23 protein-coding genes are annotated in these 21,876 nt (G+C 75.5%); 14 read left to right on the forward strand and 9 right to left on the reverse strand.

What is annotated here, in order from left to right:
* Nucleotides 1-97 precede the first annotated feature (97 nt).
* The 7 genes from hemL (at nucleotide 98) to O2W16_RS12195 (ending at nucleotide 6,783) form a co-directional block, all read left to right on the forward strand.
* Complete coding sequence (hemL, locus tag O2W16_RS12165; protein WP_269159089.1) at nucleotides 98-1,462, forward strand: glutamate-1-semialdehyde 2,1-aminomutase; 1,365 nt, start codon at nucleotides 98-100, stop codon at nucleotides 1,460-1,462.
* 73 nt (nucleotides 1,463-1,535) lie between these two features.
* Nucleotides 1,536-2,171: a histidine phosphatase family protein gene (locus O2W16_RS12170; RefSeq protein ID WP_269159090.1), complete on the forward strand. Its 636-nt coding sequence runs from the start codon at nucleotides 1,536-1,538 to the stop codon at nucleotides 2,169-2,171.
* On the forward strand, nucleotides 2,164-2,739 hold the full coding sequence (locus O2W16_RS12175) for a TlpA family protein disulfide reductase (protein WP_269159091.1): 576 nt from the start codon (nucleotides 2,164-2,166) through the stop codon (nucleotides 2,737-2,739). The genes O2W16_RS12170 and O2W16_RS12175 overlap by 8 nt, the downstream gene beginning before the upstream one ends.
* A 3-nt stretch (nucleotides 2,740-2,742) precedes the next feature.
* Nucleotides 2,743-3,627 (forward strand): cytochrome c biogenesis CcdA family protein, encoded by an 885-nt coding sequence (locus O2W16_RS12180; RefSeq protein WP_269159092.1) that lies wholly within the window; start codon nucleotides 2,743-2,745, stop codon nucleotides 3,625-3,627.
* Nucleotides 3,624-5,276 (forward strand): cytochrome c biogenesis protein ResB, encoded by a 1,653-nt coding sequence (resB, locus tag O2W16_RS12185; RefSeq protein WP_269159093.1) that lies wholly within the window; start codon nucleotides 3,624-3,626, stop codon nucleotides 5,274-5,276. The genes O2W16_RS12180 and resB overlap by 4 nt, the downstream gene beginning before the upstream one ends.
* On the forward strand, nucleotides 5,273-6,247 hold the full coding sequence (gene ccsB, locus O2W16_RS12190; RefSeq protein ID WP_269159094.1) for a c-type cytochrome biogenesis protein CcsB: 975 nt from the start codon (nucleotides 5,273-5,275) through the stop codon (nucleotides 6,245-6,247). Before resB ends, ccsB begins: the two co-directional genes overlap by 4 nt.
* A 149-nt stretch (nucleotides 6,248-6,396) precedes the next feature.
* The gene (locus tag O2W16_RS12195) at nucleotides 6,397-6,783 is read left to right on the forward strand and encodes a hypothetical protein (protein ID WP_269159095.1); all 387 of its coding nucleotides are present in this window, start codon (nucleotides 6,397-6,399) and stop codon (nucleotides 6,781-6,783) included.
* 120 nt (nucleotides 6,784-6,903) lie between these two features.
* On the opposite strand, the gene O2W16_RS12200 is transcribed toward O2W16_RS12195, so the two are convergent.
* The gene (locus O2W16_RS12200; protein WP_269159096.1) at nucleotides 6,904-7,158 is read right to left on the reverse strand and encodes a hypothetical protein; all 255 of its coding nucleotides are present in this window, start codon (nucleotides 7,156-7,158) and stop codon (nucleotides 6,904-6,906) included.
* A gap of 54 nt (nucleotides 7,159-7,212) precedes the next feature.
* Between O2W16_RS12200 and O2W16_RS12205 the strand changes: the two genes are divergently transcribed.
* Nucleotides 7,213-7,725, forward strand: coding sequence for an Lrp/AsnC family transcriptional regulator (locus O2W16_RS12205; RefSeq protein ID WP_269159097.1), 513 nt, complete (start codon nucleotides 7,213-7,215; stop codon nucleotides 7,723-7,725).
* Nucleotides 7,718-8,041: a DUF4229 domain-containing protein gene (locus O2W16_RS12210; RefSeq protein WP_269159098.1), complete on the forward strand. Its 324-nt coding sequence runs from the start codon at nucleotides 7,718-7,720 to the stop codon at nucleotides 8,039-8,041. The genes O2W16_RS12205 and O2W16_RS12210 overlap by 8 nt, the downstream gene beginning before the upstream one ends.
* A 61-nt stretch (nucleotides 8,042-8,102) precedes the next feature.
* On the opposite strand, the gene O2W16_RS12215 is transcribed toward O2W16_RS12210, so the two are convergent.
* Genes O2W16_RS12215 through O2W16_RS12230 form a run of 4 tightly spaced genes read right to left on the reverse strand, consistent with a single transcriptional unit; the run spans nucleotide 8,103 to nucleotide 11,411 of the window.
* The gene (locus O2W16_RS12215; protein WP_269159099.1) at nucleotides 8,103-8,972 is read right to left on the reverse strand and encodes a 1,4-dihydroxy-2-naphthoate polyprenyltransferase; all 870 of its coding nucleotides are present in this window, start codon (nucleotides 8,970-8,972) and stop codon (nucleotides 8,103-8,105) included.
* Complete coding sequence (menE, locus tag O2W16_RS12220) at nucleotides 8,972-10,132, reverse strand: o-succinylbenzoate--CoA ligase (protein WP_269159100.1); 1,161 nt, start codon at nucleotides 10,130-10,132, stop codon at nucleotides 8,972-8,974. Before menE ends, O2W16_RS12215 begins: the two co-directional genes overlap by 1 nt.
* Nucleotides 10,133-10,159: 27 nt before the next feature.
* Nucleotides 10,160-10,717, reverse strand: coding sequence for a hypothetical protein (locus tag O2W16_RS12225; protein WP_269159101.1), 558 nt, complete (start codon nucleotides 10,715-10,717; stop codon nucleotides 10,160-10,162).
* Nucleotides 10,710-11,411, reverse strand: coding sequence for a CDP-alcohol phosphatidyltransferase family protein (locus O2W16_RS12230; protein WP_269159102.1), 702 nt, complete (start codon nucleotides 11,409-11,411; stop codon nucleotides 10,710-10,712). The genes O2W16_RS12225 and O2W16_RS12230 overlap by 8 nt, the downstream gene beginning before the upstream one ends.
* 135 nt (nucleotides 11,412-11,546) lie before the next feature.
* Between O2W16_RS12230 and O2W16_RS12235 the strand changes: the two genes are divergently transcribed.
* Both O2W16_RS12235 and menD read left to right on the forward strand, forming a co-directional pair.
* Entirely contained in the window at nucleotides 11,547-12,509 is a 963-nt protein-coding gene (locus O2W16_RS12235) for an o-succinylbenzoate synthase (RefSeq protein ID WP_269159103.1), read from the forward strand.
* Complete coding sequence (gene menD, locus O2W16_RS12240) at nucleotides 12,506-14,248, forward strand: 2-succinyl-5-enolpyruvyl-6-hydroxy-3-cyclohexene-1-carboxylic-acid synthase (protein WP_269159104.1); 1,743 nt, start codon at nucleotides 12,506-12,508, stop codon at nucleotides 14,246-14,248. Before O2W16_RS12235 ends, menD begins: the two co-directional genes overlap by 4 nt.
* On the opposite strand, the gene O2W16_RS12245 is transcribed toward menD, so the two are convergent.
* The 3 genes from O2W16_RS12245 to O2W16_RS12255 form a co-directional block, all read right to left on the reverse strand.
* Nucleotides 14,245-14,550 carry a hypothetical protein gene (locus tag O2W16_RS12245; RefSeq protein ID WP_269159105.1) on the reverse strand — a complete coding sequence of 102 codons (306 nt, stop codon included), beginning with the start codon at nucleotides 14,548-14,550 and terminating at the stop codon, nucleotides 14,245-14,247. The genes menD and O2W16_RS12245 overlap by 4 nt on opposite strands.
* A 15-nt stretch (nucleotides 14,551-14,565) precedes the next feature.
* A complete protein-coding gene (locus O2W16_RS12250; RefSeq protein ID WP_269159106.1) occupies nucleotides 14,566-17,280 on the reverse strand; it encodes a putative bifunctional diguanylate cyclase/phosphodiesterase in 2,715 nt (904 codons plus the stop codon).
* Between the two features lie 113 nt (nucleotides 17,281-17,393).
* A complete protein-coding gene (locus O2W16_RS12255; protein ID WP_269159107.1) occupies nucleotides 17,394-18,668 on the reverse strand; it encodes an isochorismate synthase in 1,275 nt (424 codons plus the stop codon).
* Nucleotides 18,669-18,706: 38 nt separating this feature from the next.
* On the opposite strand from O2W16_RS12255, the gene O2W16_RS12260 reads away from it, so the two are divergent.
* The 3 genes from O2W16_RS12260 to O2W16_RS12270 all read left to right on the forward strand — a co-directional run bounded on the left by O2W16_RS12260 (nucleotide 18,707) and on the right by O2W16_RS12270 (nucleotide 20,702).
* Entirely contained in the window at nucleotides 18,707-19,423 is a 717-nt protein-coding gene (locus tag O2W16_RS12260) for a demethylmenaquinone methyltransferase (protein ID WP_269159108.1), read from the forward strand.
* Between the two features lie 12 nt (nucleotides 19,424-19,435).
* The gene (locus O2W16_RS12265) at nucleotides 19,436-19,795 is read left to right on the forward strand and encodes a hypothetical protein (RefSeq protein WP_269159109.1); all 360 of its coding nucleotides are present in this window, start codon (nucleotides 19,436-19,438) and stop codon (nucleotides 19,793-19,795) included.
* A 304-nt stretch (nucleotides 19,796-20,099) separates the two neighbouring features.
* Nucleotides 20,100-20,702, forward strand: a complete 603-nt coding sequence (locus tag O2W16_RS12270; protein ID WP_269159110.1) for a hypothetical protein — start codon at nucleotides 20,100-20,102, stop codon at nucleotides 20,700-20,702.
* A gap of 243 nt (nucleotides 20,703-20,945) precedes the next feature.
* On the opposite strand, the gene O2W16_RS12275 is transcribed toward O2W16_RS12270, so the two are convergent.
* On the reverse strand, nucleotides 20,946-21,824 hold the full coding sequence (locus tag O2W16_RS12275; protein ID WP_269159111.1) for an aminoglycoside phosphotransferase family protein: 879 nt from the start codon (nucleotides 21,822-21,824) through the stop codon (nucleotides 20,946-20,948).
* Nucleotides 21,825-21,876 lie beyond the last annotated feature (52 nt).

Below are 21,876 nucleotides of genomic sequence, written 5' to 3' on the forward strand. Positions count from 1 at the left end.
CTTCCCCCCACGCCTCGCAAGCTCGGCGCGGGCCCCTGAAGGGCGGCCGTTCCATCACCGGATCCGTGCACACAGACGAACCTGGGAGAGTGGGACCGTGACTGAGCCCTACCCGTACGAGGCCCCGGTGTCGGCAGAGCTGTTCGAGCGGGCCGGCCGGGTGACGCCCGGTGGCGTCAACTCGCCGGTGCGTGCGTTCCGGGCCGTCGGGGGCACCCCGCGGTTCATGGCCTCGGGCTCGGGTCCGTGGCTGACCGACGTCGACGGCCGCCGCTACGTGGACCTGGTGGCCTCCTGGGGCCCGATGATCCTGGGGCACGCACACCCCGAGGTGGTCGCCGCCGTCACGGCCGCGGCCCGCAACGGGTTCACCTTCGGCACCCCCACCGCCGCCGAGGCGGAGCTGGCCGAGGAGATCGTCTCCCGGGTGGCCCCGGTCGAGCGGGTGCGGCTGGTGAACTCCGGCACGGAGGCGGTCCTCTCCGCGGTGCGGCTGGCCCGCGGGTACACCGGCCGGCCGCTGGTCGTGAAGTTCGCCGGCTGCTACCACGGGCACGTCGACGCACTGCTGGCCTCGGCCGGTTCCGGCGTCGCCACCCTCGGCCTGCCGGACACCCCGGGCGTCACCACCGGCGCGGCGGCCGACACGATCGTGCTGCCCTACAACGACGTCGCCGCGGTGGAGGCGGTCTTCGCCGAGCGTGGCGACCAGATCGCCTGTGTGGTCACCGAGGCGGCCGCCGGGAACATGGGCGTCGTCCCGCCGCTGGACGGCTTCAACGGCCACCTCCGCCGGATCACCGCGGCCTCGGGGGCGCTGCTGCTGGTCGACGAGGTGATGACCGGGTTCCGCGTCTCGGGTGCCGGCTGGTACGGCCTGGACCCGGTGGACGCCGACCTGTTCACCTTCGGCAAGGTCATGGGCGGCGGCATGCCGGCCGCGGCGTTCGGTGGCCGCGCCGACGTGATGGAGCAGCTGGCCCCGTCCGGGCCGGTGTACCAGGCAGGCACGCTGGCCGGGAACCCCGTCGCGGTGGCGGCCGGGCTGACCACCCTGCGGCTGTGCACCGACGAGGTCTACGAGCGGTGCGACTCCGTCGCCGCCCTGCTGCGGGGTGCCGCCAGCGCGGCGCTCTTCGCCGCCGGGGTGCACCACCGGGTGCAGCAGGCCGGCTCGATGTTCTCGGTCTTCTTCGTGCCCGACGAGCGCCAGGTGCGCGACTACGACGACGCCCGCAGCCAGGACGTCGCCGCGCACACCGCCTTCTTCCACGCGATGCTCGCCCGCGGGGTCTACCTGCCGCCCTCGGCGTTCGAGGCGTGGTTCGTCAGCGCCGCCCTGGACGACGAAGCACTGGAGCACGTGCTGGCCGCGCTGCCCGCCGCCGCCTCGGCCGCCGCGGCCGCCGCTGGCGGCGCCGCCTCGCCCGAGGCCAAGGACACCCTGGAGCTGCAGCCGTGAGCGAGCGTGCGAGCGAACCAATGTGCACAGCAGCGGCGCGAACGCGCACGACGAGCGCCAGCGAGGAGAGCTCGTGAGCGAGACGACCGTCGTCCACCTGATGCGGCACGGCGAGGTGCACAACCCGGCCGGCGTGCTCTACGGCCGGCTCCCGGGCTACCTGCTGAGCGAGGTCGGCGAGGGCATGGCCCGCACCGCGGCCGCCTGGTTCGCCGACCGCGACGTCACGCACCTGGTGGCCAGCCCGCTGGAGCGCGCGCAGCAGACCGCGCGCCCGATCGCCGACACGCTGGGGCTGGAGATCGCCACGGACGAGCGGCTGATCGAGGCCGGCAACTCGTTCGAGGGCAAGACGTTCGGCGTCGGTGACGGGGCGATGCGACACCCGGGCAACTGGTGGCGACTGCGCAACCCGTGGACCCCGTCGTGGGGCGAGCCGTACCAGGAGATCGCCGCGCGGATGCTCGGCGCGGTCGACTCCGCCCGGGAGGCCGCCCGCGGGCACGCCGCCGTCTGCGTGAGCCACCAGCTGCCGGTCTGGACGGTGCGGCTGCACCTGGAGGGCCGCCGCTACCTGCACGACCCGCGGCGGCGGGAGTGCGGGCTGGCCAGCGTCACCTCGCTCACCTACGACGGCGACCGGCTGGTCCGGCTGGAGTACGCCGAGCCGGCCGGGCCCACCGACCCGGATGAGGTGCCCGGTGCGTAGCCGACTGGCCGCCGCGCTGGCGGTGGCCGCCGTGCTCACCGCGGGCTGCAGCGCCGGGGGCGAGGCGGTCGACGTGACCAACGGCGGTGAGTTCCGCTTCGAGGCGGCCACGCCGGACGCCGAGGTCATCCCCGAGGCCGAGCGGGCCAGCGCCCCGGAGTTCTCCGGCACGCTGCTCGAGGGTGGGGAGTTCGACTCCGCGGAGCTGGCCGGCGACGTCGCGGTGCTCAACTTCTGGGGTTCGTGGTGTGCGCCCTGCCGGGTGGAGAGCCCCGAGTTCCAGGAGGTCTACACCGAGGTCCGGGACGACGGCGTCCAGTTCCTGGGCCTCAACGTCAAGGACGAGGAGCAGCTGGCCACCGCCTTCGTGGAGAGCAAGGGGATCACCTTCCCCTCGCTGCACGACCCGCGCGGTGAGGTGGCGCTGGCCTTCCGCGACTACCCGGCCAGCGCCATCCCCTCGACGATCGTGCTGGACCGTGCCGGTCGCGTCGCAGCGGTGTACACCGGTGCCGTGCGCCAGGACGACCTGCGCACCGTGATCGCCCAGCTGACCGGGGAGGCCTGACCCATGGTGGAGGCCATCAGGGAGCTGATCGGTGACGGGCCGCTGCTGGTCGCCGCCGCGGTGGCGGCGCTGGCCGGGCTGATCAGCTTCGCCTCGCCGTGCGTGCTGCCGCTGGTCCCCGGCTACCTCTCCTACGTCACCGGCCTGGTGGGCAGCGCCCAGCGGACGGCGGCTCCGGCCGGCGCACCCCCGGTGGGCGGACCGGCGGCGGGCGGGGCCTCGGTGGACGGGACCTCGGCGGGCGTGGCCTCCGGGGCCTCGGTGGCCACCGCCGTCCGGCCGGTCGACGAGCGGGCCTCGCGCGGCCGGATGGTGCTCGGCTCGGTGCTGTTCGTGCTCGGCTTCACGGTGGTCTTCGTGGCGATCAGCAGCGCCTTCGGCGGGCTCGGCCGGCTGCTGTTGGAGTACAACGACGTGATCACCCGGGTGATGGGCCTGGTCACGATCGTGGTGGGGCTCGGCTTCCTGGGGTGGCTGCCGTTCCTGCAGCGCACCGCCCGGATCAACACCCGCCCCGCGGTGGGCCTGGCCGGCGCACCGCTGCTCGGTGTGGTCTTCGGCCTGGGCTGGACCCCGTGCCTGGGCCCGACCCTCCAGGCGGTGCAGAGCCTGGCCTTCACCGAGGCGACCGTGGGGCGCGGTGCGTTCCTGGGGCTCGCCTACTGCCTGGGGCTCGGCGTGCCCTTCGTGCTGGTGGCGCTGGGTGCCCGCTGGGCCGTGGGCGCGATGTCGTTCCTGCGCCGCAACGCGCGCACGGTCACCCGGGTCGGCGGGATCGTGCTGATCGGGGTCGGCCTGATGCTGGTCACCGGGGCCTGGACCGAGCTGATGATCTGGCTGCGCGGCTGGCTCGCCGCCACCGGGCTGGCTGAGTCGGCCCCGCTGTGACGACGACCGCCCCGCCGCGTCCGGCCGCGCCGGCCAGCCAGCCGTCCCCGCCCTCGCCCGGCCGCCGGGTGCTGGGCCGGCTGCTGCGCTGGTGGCGGCAGCTGACCGCCATGCGCACCGCGCTGATGCTGCTGTTCCTGCTCGCGCTGGCGGCGATCCCGGGTTCGCTGCTGCCACAGCGCTCCCTCTCCCGGAGCGACGTGGCCGGCTACCTCGCCGAGTACCCCACGATCGGACCCTGGCTGGACCGGCTCTACCTCTTCGACGTCTTCAGCTCGCCCTGGTTCGCCGCGATCTACCTGCTGCTGTTCATCTCGTTGATCGGCTGCGTCGTCCCGCGGGCGATCGAGCACGGCCGCTCCCTGTTCACCCCGCCGCCGACGGCGCCCCGGCACCTCCAGCGGCTGCCGGAGTCGGCCGAGCTGAGCACGCCGCTGGCCGGCCCGGTCGCGCTGGACGTGGTGGAGGAGGAGCTCCGGGTCCGCCGGTTCCGCGTCATCCGCCGGGAGGGCCGGTCCGGTCCGGAGGTGTCGGCGGAGAAGGGCTACCTCCGGGAGACCGGCAACGTGCTGTTCCACCTCTCGCTGCTGGCGCTGCTGCTCGGCCTGGCCGGCGGCAAGCTGTGGGGCTACGAGGGCAGCATCCTGGTGACCGAGGGCCAGGGCTTCTGCAACGCGTTCCAGCAGTACGACACCCACCGGTCCGGGCCGCTGGTCGACGGTGAGGACCTCTCGCGGCTGTGCGTGGACCTGGACGACTTCGAGGCCCAGTACGAGGAGAACCTCACCGCGGCCTCCTACACCGCCGACATCAGCTGGGAGCTGGACGGCGCCGACGCGGTGAGCACCACCATCGGGGTCAACGACCCGCTGCGGGTGGGCGGGGACCGGGTCTACGTCACCGGGCACGGTTTCAGCCCCGTCTTCAGCATCACCCGGCCCGACGGTCAGACGTTCACCGACCTGTCCGCGCCGTTCCTCCCCGCCGACCTGGGCACGATGCTCAGCCAGGGCGTGCTGAAGGTGCCCGACCTGGGCGCCGGCTCGACCGAGCAGCTGGCGATCGAGGGGTTCCTCGCCCCCACCGGTCGGCTGGAGGCCGGCTTCCTCACCTCGGTCGACCCGCGGCCGCTGGACCCGAAGGTCGGCATCGACGTCTACACCGGCTACCTGGGGCTGGACTCCGGCGTGCCCCAGTCGGTCTACGCGCTGGACCGTGACCAGATCGACCGCGGTCTGCTGACCAGGGAGGCCCGGACGAACCTCGCCGTGGGGGAGTCGACGACCCTGCCCGACGGCACCGTGGTCACCTTCAGCGGCCTGAAGGAGTTCGCGGCCATCCAGGTCTCGCACGACCCCGGCCAGGTGTGGGTGCTGGGGGCGTCGATCGCCGTCCTGGTCGGCCTGCTCGGCATGCTGCTGGTGCGCCGGGAGCGCGTGTTCGCCCGCTCCGGCCCCGCGCCGGACGGCGGGGGTACCGTGCTGTCGATCGGCTCGCTGACCCGGGGCAGCGCTGACACCGGTCCCCGCTTCACCGCGTTCACCGAGGACGTGCAGGAGGCTCTGACCGACCGCACCGACGCCCCGGCGAACACCCCACCGGCCCGTGGACACGGGCCGGTACCCGATGAGGAGGCACCGCCGTCGTGATCGACGAGTCGCTGGCCGCACTGTCCGACACCCTGTTCTCCGTCAGCGTCGGGCTGTACTCCCTGGCCGTGGTCGCGTTCTGCGCCGAGCTGGCCTTCGGCCGGTCGCGGCAGTCCCGGGAGCTCGTGGCCGCCGGCGGTCCTGCGGTGCCGCCGGTCGGGGCGTCGGCCGCGACCCCGGCCGCGGAGCCGGAGCGGGCCCGCCGGCTGGGCCTGGTCGCGATGGTGCTGACCGGGCTGGGCGCGGTCACCCACGCCGGTGTCCTCGTCGCCCGCGGCATGGCCACCGACCGGTTGCCCTGGGGCAACATGTACGAGTTCGCCACCGCGGTCGTGCTGGTGGCCGTGGTGGCCTACCTGGTGCTCGCCGTGCGGGCGCCGTCCCTGCGGCACATCGGCGTCTTCCTGCTGGCGCCGGTGGTGCTGTCGATGGTGCTGATCGGGCTGTTCCTCTACGCCGAGGCCGGCCCGCTGGTCGCCGCCCTGCGGTCGAGCTGGCTGGCGATCCACGTCAGCACGGCCACCATCGGCTTCGGCATCTTCTTCGTCAGCGGCATCGCCAGCGTGCTCTACCTGGTGCGCACCCGGCGGGACGCCACGGTCGCGGCCGGCGCCGGCACGGCCGCCCCCGCCGCACCGTCCCTGCTGGACCGGCTGCCCACGGCGGCGGCGCTGGACCGCACCGCCCACCGCACCGCCGTCTTCGGCTTCCCGATCTGGACCTTCGCGGTCATCGCCGGGGCGATCTGGGCGGAGAGCGCCTGGGGCCGGTTCTGGGGCTGGGACCCGAAGGAGACCTGGGCGTTCATCGCCTGGATCGTCTACGCGGCCTACCTGCACGCGCGCACCACGGCCGGTTGGCGGGGGCGCCCCTCGGCGTGGATCAACATCGTCGGCCTCGTGGTGATGATCTTCAACCTGCTCTTCGTCAACCTGGTGTCGACCGGCCTGCACAGCTACGGCGGCGTCTGACCCTGTTCCTGGGGGGCCGCTGCTGAGCCGCTGGCCGATCACCCACCGTCACCTTCGAGTGAGACTAGGTGGGCTGCGCGGGCGATGACGCGCCCTGCGGTGCGGGCCGTGGCATCCTGACCGCATGACTGAGAGCGGTGGAGCTCACCGTGGGTAGGCACTCGGCCGGGAGTCGTGCGCCCGTCGACCCGATCGTCGCGGCCGCGCTGTCGCAGCGGACGGCGCCGGTGGCGCCGCCCCAGCCGCGCCCCGCGCTCGACCTGGCCGAGAGCCGGCAGGACGGCGGCCTGGGATGGCCCGGTGAGCCCGGCGAGGGCTCCGGTCTCGGGTGGCCGGACGACACCACGGCAGATGACACTGCGGCGAGCGACGTCACGGCTGCCGGCACCACGGCGACCGACACGACGGTGGCGGCGCTGCCCGTGGCCCCGGCGGCCCGGCACGGACGGCTGGCACGGCGGCGGTTGAGCTGGCGTCGGTGGTTCGGTGGCGGCCCTGCAGTGCCACCCACGCCGTCGGGCAGCAACGCCGCCTGAGCCGCTTCTCCTGAGTCGCGCTGCCTGAGCAGGACGCCCCTGGAGCAACGAGTCGCCGGCCCTGGACGGCCGGCGACTCGTTGTCTGTCCGGGTGCGGGCCAGGCGACCCGCGGGTCAGGTCAGGCGGCCGTCGTCCCGTCGTCCCGCTGGGCCCGCTGGGCGCGCCGCTCGAGCTCGCGCAGGAACTCCGGGTCGTCGTCGGGGGCCACCGGCCGGGTGGGCCGCTGTGCCTTGGGCGGGCGCGGCCCGCGGGTCGGACGCTCCGGACGACCGATGCCGCCGGACCCTCCTCGGCCACCGTCCTGCGCCGACGCAGCGCGCATCACCAGTACGACCACGGCCACCGCGATCACCAACATCACCAGGAAGACCATCGGGCCACCCCCCTCATCACCACCAATGTACGACCGCGGCGATACTCGGACCCGGTGATCTCCTGCCCGACCGGGGCGGGCCCTGCGCCAGCGCCCTGCGGGCGTGCACCTGAGGAGCCGGAGGGCGACATCGACGCAGTCGACGAGCAGCTGATCAGCCTGCTGCGTGCCAACGGCCGCGCCAGCTACGCCGAGCTCGCCCGGCAGGTGGGGCTCTCGGCCCCCTCGGTGCACGAGCGGGTCGGCAAGCTGGAGGCCGCCGGCGTCATCACCGGCTACCAGGCCGTGGTCGACCCGGCCTCGGTGGGGCTCGGCGTCACGGCCCTGGTCGGGGTGATCGAGAGCGACCAGGTCGACGACACGGGCCTGGAAGAGGCGATGGCGGAGCTGGCGTCGGTGGAGGACTGCTGGCGGGTGGCCGGCAGCGAGGGGTACGTCCTCAAGGTGCGGGTTCCCGACATCCGGGCACTCGAGGACACCATCAGTGCGTTGAACAGGATCCGGGGCGTCGCACGCACCCGGACGACCGTGGTGCTGTCGACCAAGTGGGAGGGCCGTCGTGGCTGAACAGACGAGGACCGGCGGGGCGTCGGTGCCCGGCGGCACCGATGAGGGGGTGCCGAGCCAGGGCGGGGTCGCCCGGTGGCTGGCGATCTACACCCTCGGGCGGCTGGCGATCGCCGCCGCGCTGATCGGGTTGCTGTGGGTGCTCGGGCTGCCCGGCACGCCGGGCTTCCTGTTCGGGGTGCTGCTGGCGATGCCGGTGTCCTACCTGGTGCTCGGTGGGGTGCGTCAGCAGCTCACCAGCGCCCTGGTGGCCCGCAACGCCCGCAAGGAGCAGCTGCGGGCCGACCTCCGCGGCTCCGCCGCCGACGACGGCTGACGGCCCTGCTGCAGGGGCCCGCCGCGAGCCTGCGAGTGGTGGGGGGCAGCAGGGCCCTTCGTCAGCTGAGGGCGAGGCCGAGGCCGAGCAGGACGCCGGTGACCAGGGTGAGCTGCCCGGTGGCCTTCAGCGCGCCGATCAGCGCCGGTCCGCGGCCGCCGCCCAGCACCAGGCGCACCGGCGGGACCGCCAGCGGGGCGGCCAACAGGCCCAGCAGCGCCCACGGCCGGACGACGCCGATGCCGGCGATGACGAGGAAGGCGCCGCCCAGCAGGCCGGCGTAGAACACCCGGGTGCGGGCCTCGCCGAGCAGCACCGCGAGGGTCCGCTTGCCGACGGCGGCGTCCCCGTGCACGTCCCGCAGGTTGTTGACCACCAGCAGCGCGACCGAGAGCAGGCCGATCGGCACCGCGGCGGCGAACGCCAGGCCGTCCAGCGACTCGGTCTGGGCGAAGGTCGTCCCCACCACGGCGACCAGGCCGAAGAAGACGAAGACGAAGACCTCGCCCAGCGCCCGGTAGCCGTAGGGGATCGGGCCGCCGGTGTAGGTCCAGGCAGCGAGGATGCTCACCGCGCCGACGGCGACCAGCCACCAGCTGGACACCGCCGCGAGCGCCAGGCCGGCCACCGCCGCGACCGCGAAGGACGCCATCGCGGCGGTCAGCACCTGGCGCGGGGTGGCCGCGCCGGAGCCGACCAGGCGCATCGGGCCGACCCGGTCGGCGTCGGTGCCGCGCTTGCCGTCGGAGTAGTCGTTGGCGTAGTTGACCGCCACCTGCAGGGCGAGCGCGACGACCAGGGCCAGCAGCGCCGGCACCAGCCGGAACCCGTCGAGCGCGGCCGCGGCGCCGGAGCCGACCAGCACCGGGGCGAGGGCGGCGGGCAGGGTGCGGGGGCGGGCGCCCTCCAGCCACTGGGCGGGGGTCGCCATCAGTCGGTTCCTCTCGGCGTGCGTGTGATCAGCGTGCGTGCGACGGCCCGGCGGTCGGGCTTGCCGGTGTGCAGGGTGGGCACGGCGTCGACGACCCTCAGCTCGCGGGGGGCGGCGGCCGCGCCCAGCCGGGCGGCGACCCAGGACCGCAGCTCGGCCAGGTCGGGGGTGGCGCCGGGTGCGGCGACGACGGCGGCGACCACCCGCTGCCCCCACTCCGGGTCCGGCAGCCCGGTGACGACGGCGTCGGTGACCGACGGGTGCTCGCGCAGCGCCGCCTCGACCCCCTGGGGGGCGACGTTGACCCCGCCGCTGATCACGACGTCGTCCAGTCGGCCGTGCACGGTGAGCCGCCCGGCGCCGTCCAGCGAGCCGGCGTCCCGGGTGCGGAACCAGCCGTCGCGGAAGGCGGCCGCCGTGCCCGCCGGGTCGAGCCGGTAGCCCGACGCCAACACCGGGCCGGCGAGCTCGATCCCGTCGGTGACCCGCACGGACACCCCGGCCAGCGGCACCCCGTCGTAGACGCAGCCGCTGGCCGTCTCGCTCATGCCGTAGGCGGTGCGCACCTGGACGCCGGCGGCGCGGGCGGCGGCGAGCAGGGCGGGGTCGGTGGCGGCGCCGCCGATCAGCACGCCGTCGAAGGAGGCCAGGGCGGCCGGCTCCTCGGCCAGGTACCGGCGCAGCTGGGTGGGCACCAGCGCGACGTAGCGGCGGTCACCGGCCGGCAGCCGGGTCGTGGCTGCCGCGAGTGACTCGCCCCGGCTGAGGACGACGGGCTCCCGGCCGGCCAGCGCGGTGCGGACGAGCACCTGCAGCCCGCCGATGGCCGAGGTCGGCAGCGCCAGCAGCCAGCTGCCGGGGCCGCCGAGCCGGTCGGCGGTGGCGGCCGCAGAGGCCCGCAGCGCTGCCGCGGAGAGGAGCACGCCCTTGCCGCCGCCGGTCGACCCGGACGTGACGACCACCAGGTCGGTGCCGGGCTCCAGCGGCTCGTCGGGTCGGAGCACGGCACGCGCGGCGTCGGCCGGGCCGGTGCCGGCGGGCAGCACGGCCAGCGGCCGGTCGCCGTCCAGGCTGGACCGCACCGCCGGCCAGACGGTGTCGAGCACCGCCGCGGCCGCCTCGGGCGGCGGTGCGGCCACGAGGGTCAGCTGCCGGTGCACGAGGAGTCAGGCTACGGCGGTCCGCGCTCAGAACAGGTCGGGCACCAGCGCCAGGACGACGAACCGGATCGCGCGGCCGACCAGGCAGGTGACCACGAAGGCCCGCAGGCTCATCTTCGACGTCCCGGCGTAGAAGGCGATCGCCAGCAGTGGCGGGACGCCCACCGAACCGCTGAGCAGCACCACCCCCGGCCCCCAGCGGCCGGACAGCAGCGCGACGCCGCGGGCGTTGACCCGCTTCAGCCAGCGGCCCACCGGCCGCAGCGCCTGCTTCACCGGCCCGCCGGGCGGTGGCTCCCCGGCCTGTTCGGCGGCGGCGATCTCCGCCGCCTCCTCCGCCCCGCGCTCGCGGAGCCGCTCCAGCCAGCGGGAGCTGGTCGCGCCGCGGGCCGCGGAGAAGAGCAGCACCTTGCCCACGGTCTGGCCGAGCGCTGCGGCCACCGCACCGGCGACGGCCACGGTGGGGGAGTGGGTCACCGCCAGGCCGATCACGTAGGCTTCGACCGGCAGGAACGGCGTGACGGCCGAGACCGCACCGACCACCAGGCCGAGCGCGATCAGCCCGATCGTGCCGGCGTCAAGCACGGGCGGCGGCGCCCGAGGTCGGCTGCGCGACGTGCACCAGGTCGGTCGGCCGGGGCAGCCGCAGCACCCGGCCCAGCGACCAGACCTTGATCACCAGCACCACCGAGGCGGCGACGAGGGCCACCCGCTGGTCGGGCACGAACACCAGCAGCAGCACCAGCAGGGTCGTGTTGGTGACCTTGGCGACCACGTGCCAGTTCAACGTCCAGGCCAGCCGGTCGACGAGGAAGAAGTAGTTCGGCGAGAGCACCGGCCAGCGCATCGGCAGCAGGGTGAGCGGCAGGTCGACCACGACGAACTGGAAGAGGAAGACGGCCACCGGCCACGGTGCGTCGATGAACATCAGCAGCACGAGGGCGCAGCTGATGCAGTTGACCCGGTCGCAGACCACGTCGAACACCGCACCGAAGCGGGTCTCCTGGTCCCGCCACCGGGCGACGTTGCCGTCGGCGGAGTCACCGATCCAGTAGGTCAGGTAGGCGGCCAGCAGCCACGGCCAGGACTCCTGGACGGCGGCGGTGGTCACCATGGCCAGGGAGGCCAGCGTGCGGACGACGGTGACCAGGTTCGCGGCGTTGAGCAGCTGGCGCGGGTCCTCGCAGGCACAGCCGCGCACGCCGCACCGCACCGGCAGTCCGGGGCCGCGGGGGCTGCGGTCGGCGGGGACGGTCCGTGCAGCCGTCGAGTGGGCCACGAGGGGACCTCCGGGTCTCGGGTGCGCCGGCTCTCCGGTCGGCAGGGCGGCGCTGCGACTGCACGCTAGGGGTCGGTTGGCCCGCGCACCAGGACCGCCCCCGGGTGTCCCGCCCGCCCGCCTACGCTGTCGGCCGTGGTCACCGCCCCTCCCGACGCCGCAGCGACGGCGCTGGAGGTGCACGTCTGGTCGGTGCCGATGCGCACCCGCTTCCGCGGCATCGACGTCCGCGACGGGGTGCTGGTGCGCGGCCCGGCCGGCTGGGGGGAGTTCTCCCCGTTCTGGGACTACGACGTCGCCGAGAGCCGCCGCTGGTGGGCCGCGGCGCACGAGGCCGCCGTCCTCGGCTGGCCCGAGCCGCTGCGCGCCAGCGTGCCGGTCAACGTCACGGTGCCGGCGGTGGGGCCGGAGCGGGCGCACGCCATCGTGACGGCGTCGGGGTGCGCCACCGCCAAGGTGAAGGTCGCCGAGCCCGGCCAGTCCGCCGCCGACGACCTTGCCCGGGTGGAGGCGGTGCGCGACGCGCTCGGCCCGGCCGGGGCGATCCGGGTGGACGCCAACGCCGCCTGGGACGTCGACACCGCGGTGGCCCGGCTGCGCGAGCTGGACCGGGTCGGCTTGGAGTACGCCGAGCAGCCCTGCGCCACGATCGCCGAGCTGGCCGCCGTGCGCCGGCGGGTCGACGTCCGGGTCGCCGCCGACGAGGTGGTCCGCCGCGCCGCCGACCCGCGGGCGGTCGACCTGCGCGAGGCGGCCGACGTCGTGGTGCTGAAGGTGCAGCCGCTGGGCGGGGTGCGGGCGGCCCTGGCGGTCGCCGAGGCGCACGGCCTGCCGTGCGTGGTCTCCTCGGCGCTGGAGAGCTCGGTCGGGATCGCCGCCGGGGTCGCGCTGGCCGCCGCGCTGCCGGAGCTGCCCTTCGCGTGCGGGCTGGCCACCGTCGCGCTGTTCACCGCCGACGTCACCGGCGAGCCGCTCCTCCCGGTCGACGGGGCGCTGCCGGTGCGCCGTCCGGAGCCCGACCGGCTGGCCGAGACCGCGGCCGACCCGGCGGTCGAGCAGCGCTGGCGCGCCCGGCTGGCTGCGGTGACGGCGCCGTGAACCCGGCCACCGCCTTCGCCCGGGTGCTCGTCGACGAGCTGGTCCGGGGCGGGGTCACCGACGCGGTGCTCGCCCCCGGGTCCCGCTCCGCGCCGGTGGCGCTCGCGCTGGCCGACGCCGAGACCGCGGGCCGGCTGCGGCTGCACGTGCGGATCGACGAGCGGACGGCGGCCTTCCTCGCCCTCGGGCTGGCCAAGGCCAGCGGCCGGCCGGTGCCGGTGCTCACCACCTCGGGGACGGCGACCGCGCACCTGCACGCGGCGGTGCTGGAGGCGCACGAGAGCGGGGTGCCGCTGCTGGCGCTGACCGCGGACCGCCCGCCGGAGCTGCGGGCCACCGGCGCGAACCAGACGATCGACCAGGTCGGCCTCTACGGCGGCGCGGTGCGCTGGGCACTGGACGTCGGGGTGCCCGAACCGGGGCGGGAGGCGGCGCAGAACCGGTACTGGCGGTCGGTCGTCGCCAAGGCGCTGCTCGTGGCCCGGGGCTCGCTGTCCGACGACCCCGGCCCCGTGCACCTGAACCTGGCGCTGCGCGAGCCGCTCATGCCCGACGACAGCGGCACCGGCCAGCAGCCGGCGCTGCCCTCGGGTGACCTCGCCGGGCGCCCGGACGGTGCGCCCTGGGCGGTCTCGGCCGAGGACGGGGTGCGGACCGCGACGCTGACTGGCGGCGCGCCGGCCGGTCGCACCCTGCTGGTCGCCGGGGACGCCCCGTCCGCGATCGGGCGGGCCGCCGCCGTCGTCGCCGACCAGCGGGGCTGGCCGGTGCTGGCCGAGCCCAGCAGCGGTGCCTGGGGGGCGAGCGGGGCGCTGCGCGGGTCGGCGTTGCTGCTGGGGGCCGCGGACTGGCTGGCCGCGCACCGGCCCGACCGGGTGGTCGTCGTCGGCCGGCCCACGCTCTCCCGACCGGTCAACGCGCTGCTGGGCGACCCGGCGGTCACCGTGGAGACCTACGGGCCCACGCCGCGCTGGGCCGACCCGGGCCGGGGCAGCACCGTCGTCGGCAGCGCCCGGCTGGACCCGGGCCTGGCGCTGCGCGACCCCGGACCGCAGGCCGGCGGGGAGTGGTCGGCGCAGTGGGCGCAGGCCGCTCGGCAGGTCGGGGCTGCGGTCGACGCCGAGTTGGACGCCCCCACGGGCGGGCTGACCGCGGCCCGGCTCGCCCGGGACCTGGTGGCGGCGCTGCCGGCCGGTGCGCTGCTGGTGCTCGGTTCCTCCACGCCGGTGCGGGACGTCGACCGGGTCGCCGTCCCGCGCCTGGGGCTGACCGTGCTGGCCAACCGCGGGGTCGCCGGCATCGACGGCACCATCTCCACCGCGGTCGGGGCCGCGCTCGCGCACCAGGGCGCCGGCGGCGGGCCGGCGTTCGCGCTGATGGGGGACCTGACGTTCCTGCACGACCTGACCGGGCTGCTGCCCGGGGCGGGGGAGCCCCGGCCGGACCTGACCGTCGTCGTCCCGGACAACGACGGAGGCGGCATCTTCGCCCAGCTGGAACCCGGGCGGCCGCAGTACGCCGCCAGCTACCGGCGGGTGTTCGGCACCCCGCACGGCCGGGACCTGGTGGCGGTGGCGCGCTCGCTCGGCTGGGCGGCGACCCCGGTCAGCGACCCGGCGCAGCTGGTCGCCGCGCTCGGCGCGGGCGGGCCGCGGGTGGTCGTCGTCCGCACCGACGCCGCGGCCGAGGCGGCCCTGGCCACCCGGGTGCGCGCGGCCGCGGTCACCGCGCTCGGCTAGGACTCCTGGGCATCGGTGACCTGTGCGAGGTGCTCGGCTCCTTCGCGCTCCCAGGCGGCACCGAGCCGCGTGCCGACGTCGGTCAGCGCGGCGATGAGTGCGGGCAGCTGGTCGAGGTGGACGACGAGGCTGGCGGCTGGACCGCCGAGCTGCGGGATCCCGTGCAGTGCGACGTGTGGACCGGGTTCCGGGGCAGTGCCGCTGTGGCTGTCGAACCAGCCCCAGACGGTCAGCCGGCGGTCAGCGACCCCGGACATCAGGCGGGTGTCCATGCCCTCGCTCTGCTCCGGCCACTCGGTCATGCCTCACGGTAGTGGTCAGGCCTGGGCGACGGGCAGCTCGCCGGCGGTGGTCGCGGGCCGCGGTCGGGGGAGCGCCGGTGCGGCCGAGGCCTGGGCGAGGAGCAACAGCTCCGCCTCCTCGGCCTCCAGCGGCTTGGCGAACAGCCAGCCCTGGGCCAGGTCGCAGCGCTCGGCCCGCAGCCGGTCGCGCTGGGCCTCGGTCTCCACGCCCTCGGCGACGACCTCCAGCCGCAGCGTGCGGCCCAGCTGGACCAACCCGTGCACGATCGCCGCGTCGTCGGCGGAGCCGTCGAGCAGGCTGACGAACGAGCGGTCGATCTTGAGCACGTCGACGTCGAACTGGCGCAGGTAGCTCAGGGACGAGTAGCCGGTGCCGAAGTCGTCCAGGGCCAGCCGGGTGCCGAGCGCGCGCAGCTCGCAGAGCCGCTCGGCGACGGCGTCCGGGTCGGTGACCAGCGCGGTCTCGGTGACCTCCAGGACCAGGGACGACGGCGTGATGCCACTGGAGGTCAGCGCCTCGGCGACGTGCTCGACCAGGGTGCCGCCGGCCAGCTGCCGCGCGGAGACGTTGACCGCCATCGACAGCGGCGTGGACCGGGGGTGGGCGCGCTGCCAGCGGGCGGCGGTGGCGGTGGCCTCGGCCAGCACCCAGCGGCCGATCGGCAGGATGTGCCCGGAGTCCTCCGCGATCGGGACGAACCGGTCCGGCCCGATCGCGCCGAGGGTGGGGTGCTGCCAGCGGAGCAGCGCCTCGAAGCCGACCACCTGCTCGGTCTGCAGGTCGACGACCGGCTGGTAGACCAGTCGCAGCTGGCCGGCGGCCAGGGCCCCGCCCAGCTCCCGCTCGAGCTCGATCCGCTCCAGCGCCGCGGCGCGCATCGACGGGTCGAACACCACCCACTGGGCGCGGCCGGCGGCCTTGGCCCGGTACATCGCGATGTCGGCGTCGCGGAACAGCGACAGCGGGGTCGCGTCGGGCTCGGCGGCGACGATCCCGATGCTGGCGGCCACGGTCACCCGGTGGCCGTGCAGCAGCACCGGCTCGCCGAGGACCTGCAGCAGCCGCTCGGCCAGCGAGGCGGCGACCGGCAGGCCACCCCGGGTGTCGTCGAGGAGGACGGCGAACTCGTCGCCACCCAGCCGGGCCACGGTGTCCGCCGCCCGGACGACCCCCTGCAGCCGCGTGGCCACCGTGCGCAGCAGGTCGTCGCCGGCCAGGTGGCCGAGGCTGTCGTTGACGTCCTTGAAGCCGTCCAGGTCCAGGCACAGCACGATCGGCGGGCTGCCGGTGCGGCCGGCCCGGCGCAGCGCCTGCTCGGTGTGGTCGAGGAAGAGCGAACGGTTGGCCAGCCCGGTCAGCCCGTCGTGGAAGGCCTGGTGGGCCAGCTCCTGCTCGGCGAGCTTGCGCGGGGTGATGTCGTAGACGCTGACGGCGATGCCGCCGACGTCCGGGTCGTGCCGCAGGTCGACGGCGCGACCGCCCAGCCACACCGTGCCGCCGGTGGGGTGGGCGCCGAGCAGGTCCAGCTCGACCGGTTCACCCGGTGTGAGCCGGGCCCGGTCGAGGGCGGTCATGACGTCGGCGGGGTCGATGCCGATGCCACCGAGCAGCTGGGGCAGCGAGCGCCCGGTGCAGCCGGGGCGCCCGAGCAGCTCGGCCAGCGACCGGGAGTCCGAGGTCAGCCGCCCGTCTCGGTCGACGACGGCGACCGCGTCGGAGGAGGTCACCGCCAGCGCCTCGTACCGCCGGGCCAGGGAGTGGACCTCGGCCCGGGCGCGGTCCTGGTCGGTGAGCAGCCGCTGGGCGCGCACGATGATCAGCACGGTCAGCGTGGCGGTGGCCAGCAGGCCGGGCAGCGGGTCGATGTTCTCGCCGGCCAGCCAGGCCCGGAGCTCGAAGCCACCGGGCACCAGCAGCGGCAGGAAGGCCAGGGTCATCCGCCAGCGTCCGGTCCCGGCCGTGGCGGGTGTGACCGTCGGGCCGGCTGGGAGGTCCGAGCGGTCCCTCCAGGGCAGTGTGGCGAACGCGGCCGCACCGATCAGCCAGCCGGCGTCCAGCCAGCCGCTGACCGTGTCCGGGGCGGCCAGCAACAGCCAGGCCAGGTCGGAGGCGAGCCAGGCGGTGGCGCCGAGTCCGAGCAGCAGTGCCGGCACCCCGACCCGTGACTGCACGACCATGCCGCGCACGACCAGGCCGAGGACCACCGCGTCCAGCAGCGGGTAGGCCGCCCAGATGACCCGGGTGCCCAGCGGCAGGCTGGCGTCGGTCAGCGTCGAGTGCACCGAGCTCTGCCAGACCACCAGCAGGGCGACCACCAGCACGGCCGCGCCGTCGAGCAGGGCGTGGAACCGGGCCCGCGGGTGGGGGTCGCCGTCCCCGGCGTAGACCACCAGGGCGGCCCCGAGGGCGCAGTAGGAGGCCAGGTAGGCGGCGTCGGCGACGGAGACGTCCGGTGGGGAGTCGGCCAGCCACGCGTGCAGCTGCCAGAGCAGGTCACCGAGGGCGTTGAGCGAGACGGCGACCGCGACCCACCGGGCCGCCGGGCCCGGGCGGCACCGCTGGACGCCCAGCCAGGCGGCGACCGCGGCGGTGATGCTGACGACCAGGGAGACGGCCGAGGACACGGTCTCGCCGCCGGTGGCGCCCACCAGGACGACCAGGGCAGCGGCCAGCGACAGCCACGCGGCCGCCGCCGTGCGGCCGCCACCGTTCGCCGTCGTGCTGTCCATGTCCCGTCGTCCCCCTGTCGGTGTCCCGTTCTGGACACTGTCGGGCCGCAGGCGGGACGTCTTGACCCCAGAGCGGCACCCGGCCGGGGGTGCTGCCTCCTCCGGGGGAGACCTCAGTCCTCGAGCGCGGCCTGGAAGGCGGCCAACTTCGCCTGGGTCTCGGCCAGCTCGGCGATCGGGTCGGAGTCGGCGACGATGCCGCAGCCGGCGAACAGCCGGGCCTGCCGTCCGCCGTCGGCACCGGTCAGCTCCGCGCAGCGCAGGGCCAGCCCGAACTCGCCGTCGCCGCGGGCGTCCAGCCAGCCGACGGGCCCGGCGTAGCGGCCCCGGTCCATCCCCTCGAGCTCGGCGATCACCCGGGCGGCGGTGTCGGTCGGGCTGCCACAGACCGCGGCGGTGGGGTGCACGGCGCCCACCAGCTCCAGCAGCCCGGTCGCGTCGTCATCGCGCTGGCGACCGCGGACGTCGCTGGCCAGGTGCCGGACGTTGGGGAGGGTCAGCACGATCGGCTGCTCGGGGACGACGAGCTCGTCGACGAACGGCCGGAGCGCGTCGGCGAGGGAGTCGACGGCGTAGGCGTGCTCGGCGTGGTCCTTGACCGAGGTCTCCAGGCCCGCCGCCAGCCGGTCGTCCTCCGCCCCGGCGCCCCGCGGGGCCGTGCCGGCCAGCACGCGGGCGTCCAGCTCCCGGCCGGTCCGGCGCAGCAGCAGCTCGGGGGTGGCGCCCAGCAGGCCGTCGACGGCGAAGGTCCAGGTGTCCGGGAACCGCTCGGCCAGGCGCAGCAGCAGGCGGCGGGGGTCCAGCGGGCGGTCGGCGGTGACCAGCAGGTCACGGGCCAGCACCACCTTGTCCAGCTCACCGGCGTCGATCCGGGCGACCGCGGCGGCGACGGCGCCGCACCAGGCCATCGGGTCCAGGGCCCCGTCGGCGTAGGCGAGCCGGCCGATCGAGGTGGCCGCGTGCTGCGTCGAGGTCTCGACGACCGTGAGCTCCTCGTCGTCCGCGTCGCCGGTGACGGTCACCCAGGTGCACCCGTCGCGCCGGCCCACGACGACCTCGGGGACGACGAACACCGACGTCCCCACCGTCGGGTCGAAGGCGACGGAGGCGAACAGGACCGGCCCGGAGCCGGGGACGCCGACCGGGTCGTGGACCTCGGTGTCCGCGCAGCGCCGGGCCCACCAGTCGGCGGCCTCGGTGAGCGCACCGGGGCCGGAGACCTCCAACCGGTCGGCTTCGCCCCAGCCGACCAGGCCCTCGCCGCGGCGCACCCAGGCCAGCGCACCGTCGCGGGGGAGCAGGGTCAGCAGCGGCGTGCGCCGGGTGCCCAGCGGGGTGGTGGTGACCGCCGCCGCGCTGGTCGCGGTGCGTGCGGCTGCCGTGGTCACCGCTCCAGGGTAGGAGGCGCGCAGGTAGCGTCGCCGCCGTGGCGACCGGGGAACGGGCTGGGGCAGCAGGGACGCGAGCCGGGCTGGACAAGCGGCCGGCGGAGGTCGCGGCGATGTTCGACCGGGTCGCCGGCCGGTACGACCTGACCAACACGGTGCTCTCCGCCGGGCTGGACGCCGGCTGGCGTCGGGCCACCCGCGAGGCGCTGGGTGCGCGACCGGGCGCCACCGTGCTCGATGTCGCAGCAGGGACAGGGGTCTCCACCGTCGAGCTCGCCGCCGGGGGCGTGCGCGCGATCGCCTGCGACTTCTCCCAGGGCATGCTGCGCGCCGGGGCGTCCCGGCCGGTGCCGAAGGTGGCCGGGGACGCGATGGCGCTGCCGCTGGCCGACGAGAGCGTCGACGGCGTCGTCATCTCCTTCGGCCTGCGCAACGTCGCCGACCCGCAGGCCGCGCTGCGCGAGTTCTCCCGGGTGACCAGGCCCGGCGGCACGCTGGTGGTCTGCGAGTTCTCCAGCCCCACGTTCGCCCCGTTCCGCACCGTCTACACCGAGTACCTGATGCGGGCCCTGCCGGCGATCGCCCGGGCGGTGAGCAGCAACCCGGAGGCCTACGTCTACCTGGCCGAGTCGATCCGCGCCTGGCCCCCGCAGCCGGAACTGGCCCGGTGGCTGCAGGGCGCCGGCTGGGCCGACGTCGCGTGGCGCGACCTGACCGGCGGCGTCGTCGCCCTGCACCGCGGCACCCGGGTCTAGGGACGGCTGCTCATGGGCGCTCCCTCGCGTGGCGCCCAGGTGCTGATCGTCGTCTCGCTCCTGGGCATGTTCGGCCTCGCAGCCTGGCAGGGGCGGCTGGTGTGGGAGATCAGCGGTCCGTCCGTCTTCGTCCTCGTCTTCTGCCCACCTGCGGCCTGCGCGGCTCTCGCCCTGCGGGTCGAGAGCGTTCGCGGGACGGTGCTGGCCCCTGCGGCGGTCGCTGGGCTCGGAGTGGTGTCCGTCGCCTGGGCGTTGTTCACGGGCTTGGCCGGCGGGCTGCACCTCCTGGCGCCGGCGCTCCTCCTGCTGGTCGCTGCGGTGGTCTCGTGGATCGCCAGGCAGCCGAGACCCGTCACCCGGTCACGGGACTGATCGAGGGCGCGCCCTTCACCGGCCGGACCTCGACCTCCGCCTGTCATCTGACGAGGCGGAGGTCGAGGTCCGCGGAGGTCGAGCGCTTGCGCCGGCAGCACGGGTGGGGGATGAGCACGGACGGTGGTGGAGAACCCGACGTCCTGGTGCATCCGGAAGCCGACCGTCCCTGGAGGTGACGATCCCGTAACGAGGCGACGGCCCCAGGCTCCCTGCGCCGGTCCGCGGGTACGTCGGAAGTCGCGGTGGACGTGAAGAGTCCGCCGACATCCGTCAGAACACACCCTCCTTGAGGAGAACGACGATGCGCACCTTCACCCATGGCCGTACCGCGCGCCTGACCACCGCGATCGCCGCTGCCTCGGCGATCGCGCTGACCGGCTGCAGCGATGACTCGGCCGGCCCCGAGGCTGGGGCCGTCACGACCGACGACCTGACGGGCATCGAGGACCAGCTGGGAGAGTTCGAGGAGCGGCTCGGGGCGCTGGAGGACAGCGTCGGGGCCGGGGCCGGGGCCGGGGCCGGGGCCGGAGCCGGAGCCGGAGCCGGGGCCGGTGCCGGTGCTGGCGAAGAGGCAGGCATCGTCGGTCAGCAGGTCACCGTCAGCGCCGAGGTCTCCGAGTTGTTCACGACCACCGATGTCGGCAGCGCATTCCGGATCGCCGGTGAGAGCGGGCCGTCGATCGCCGTGCTCGCCGCCCAGCCGCCGGAGGGGCTGGACGTGAACGACGTCGTGCAGATCAGCGGGACGGTCGCGATGATCGACCGGGCCACCTTCGAGCAGGACTTCGGCATCGCTGAGGACGAGCTCTTCGAGGACCCGGACGCCTTCTTCGGCACCGCGGAGGGCCAGCCGGCCATCGTGGCGAGCGAGGTCGAGGTGCTCCAGGAGCAGGCCGAGGAGTGACCTGACAGGTCTCGACGACCGTCCGTCCGTGCCGAGGCGCGGACCGATCGACGCGGGCCGGGGGCGGTGCCAACGGGCGCGCCGCCACCGGCTCAGCGTGTCTTCGCGGGCAGGTGACGGGTCCCGGGATCGGTGGATGTACCGGCGACCGGAGGAGCCGCCTCGCCTGAGTGCCACCGTCCACGGGGCCAGCGACCTGACCGGCGGTGGCGGTGTCGTCGCGCTGCACCGCTGCACCCGGGTCTAGCCGTCGGCCAGCACGGCCGCCAGCACGTCGCCGGCGCGCTGCCGTTCGACCGCGTTGGTCTCTGCTGCACCGGCGTACACGATCACCGCCTTCCACAGCGCCCAGGCGCGGCCGCGGGCCCAGGTGCCCTCGTCCAGGTCAAGGCCGGCCCGGAAGGCGGCCCGGCTCCGGTCGGAGAAGAGCGTCCAGGCGACGACGAGGTCGCACGCCGGGTCGCCCACCCCGCAGGTGCCGAAGTCCAGCACCGCGGCCAGCTGGCCGTCCCGCACGAGCAGGTTGCCGGCCGCGACGTCGCCGTGGAACCAGCGTGGCGGCCGGTCCCAGGAGGTCGCGGTCGCAGCCGCCCAGACGGCGGTGGCCACCCGGCCGTCGATCGCGTCGCCGAGCGCCTCGATCGCCGCGTGCGTCTCGGTCGCGTAGTGGCTGAGCGGGGCGCCGCGGAACCAGCTGTGCGACCCGGCCGGTGGCCCGTCGGTCGGGTCCACCTGCTGGAGGGCGGCGAGGAAGCCGGCCAGGTCGGTGGCGAACGTGCTGAGGTCAGCGACCGGCGCAGCGGATGCGTCGGTCCCCTCCAGCCAGCGGTACACCGACCACGGCCACGGGAAGCCCGCCCCGGGAACCCCCTGGCCGAGCGGCACGGGGATCGGCAGCGGCAGCCGCGGCGCCAGGCGAGGGAGCCAGGTCTGTTCCTTGTCCACCTGGCCGGCGTAGGCCGCCGCGCTCGGCAGCCGGACGAGCATCTCCGCACCGAGCCGGAACGCGCGGTTGTCCCAGCCGCCCGGCCGCACCGGGACGACCGGGAGGTGCGCCCACTCCGGGAACTGGCTCTCGACCAGCCGGCGCACCAGCGGGACGTCGATGCGCGGAGTGCTCATCGGATCACCGTGCCTGTCCCGGCCTGCCCGGGCCGTCGACTCCCCGGCCCGG

It is taken from the genome of Modestobacter sp. VKM Ac-2984, assembly GCF_026967985.1.
Taxonomy (GTDB): Bacteria; Actinomycetota; Actinomycetes; order Mycobacteriales; family Geodermatophilaceae; genus Modestobacter.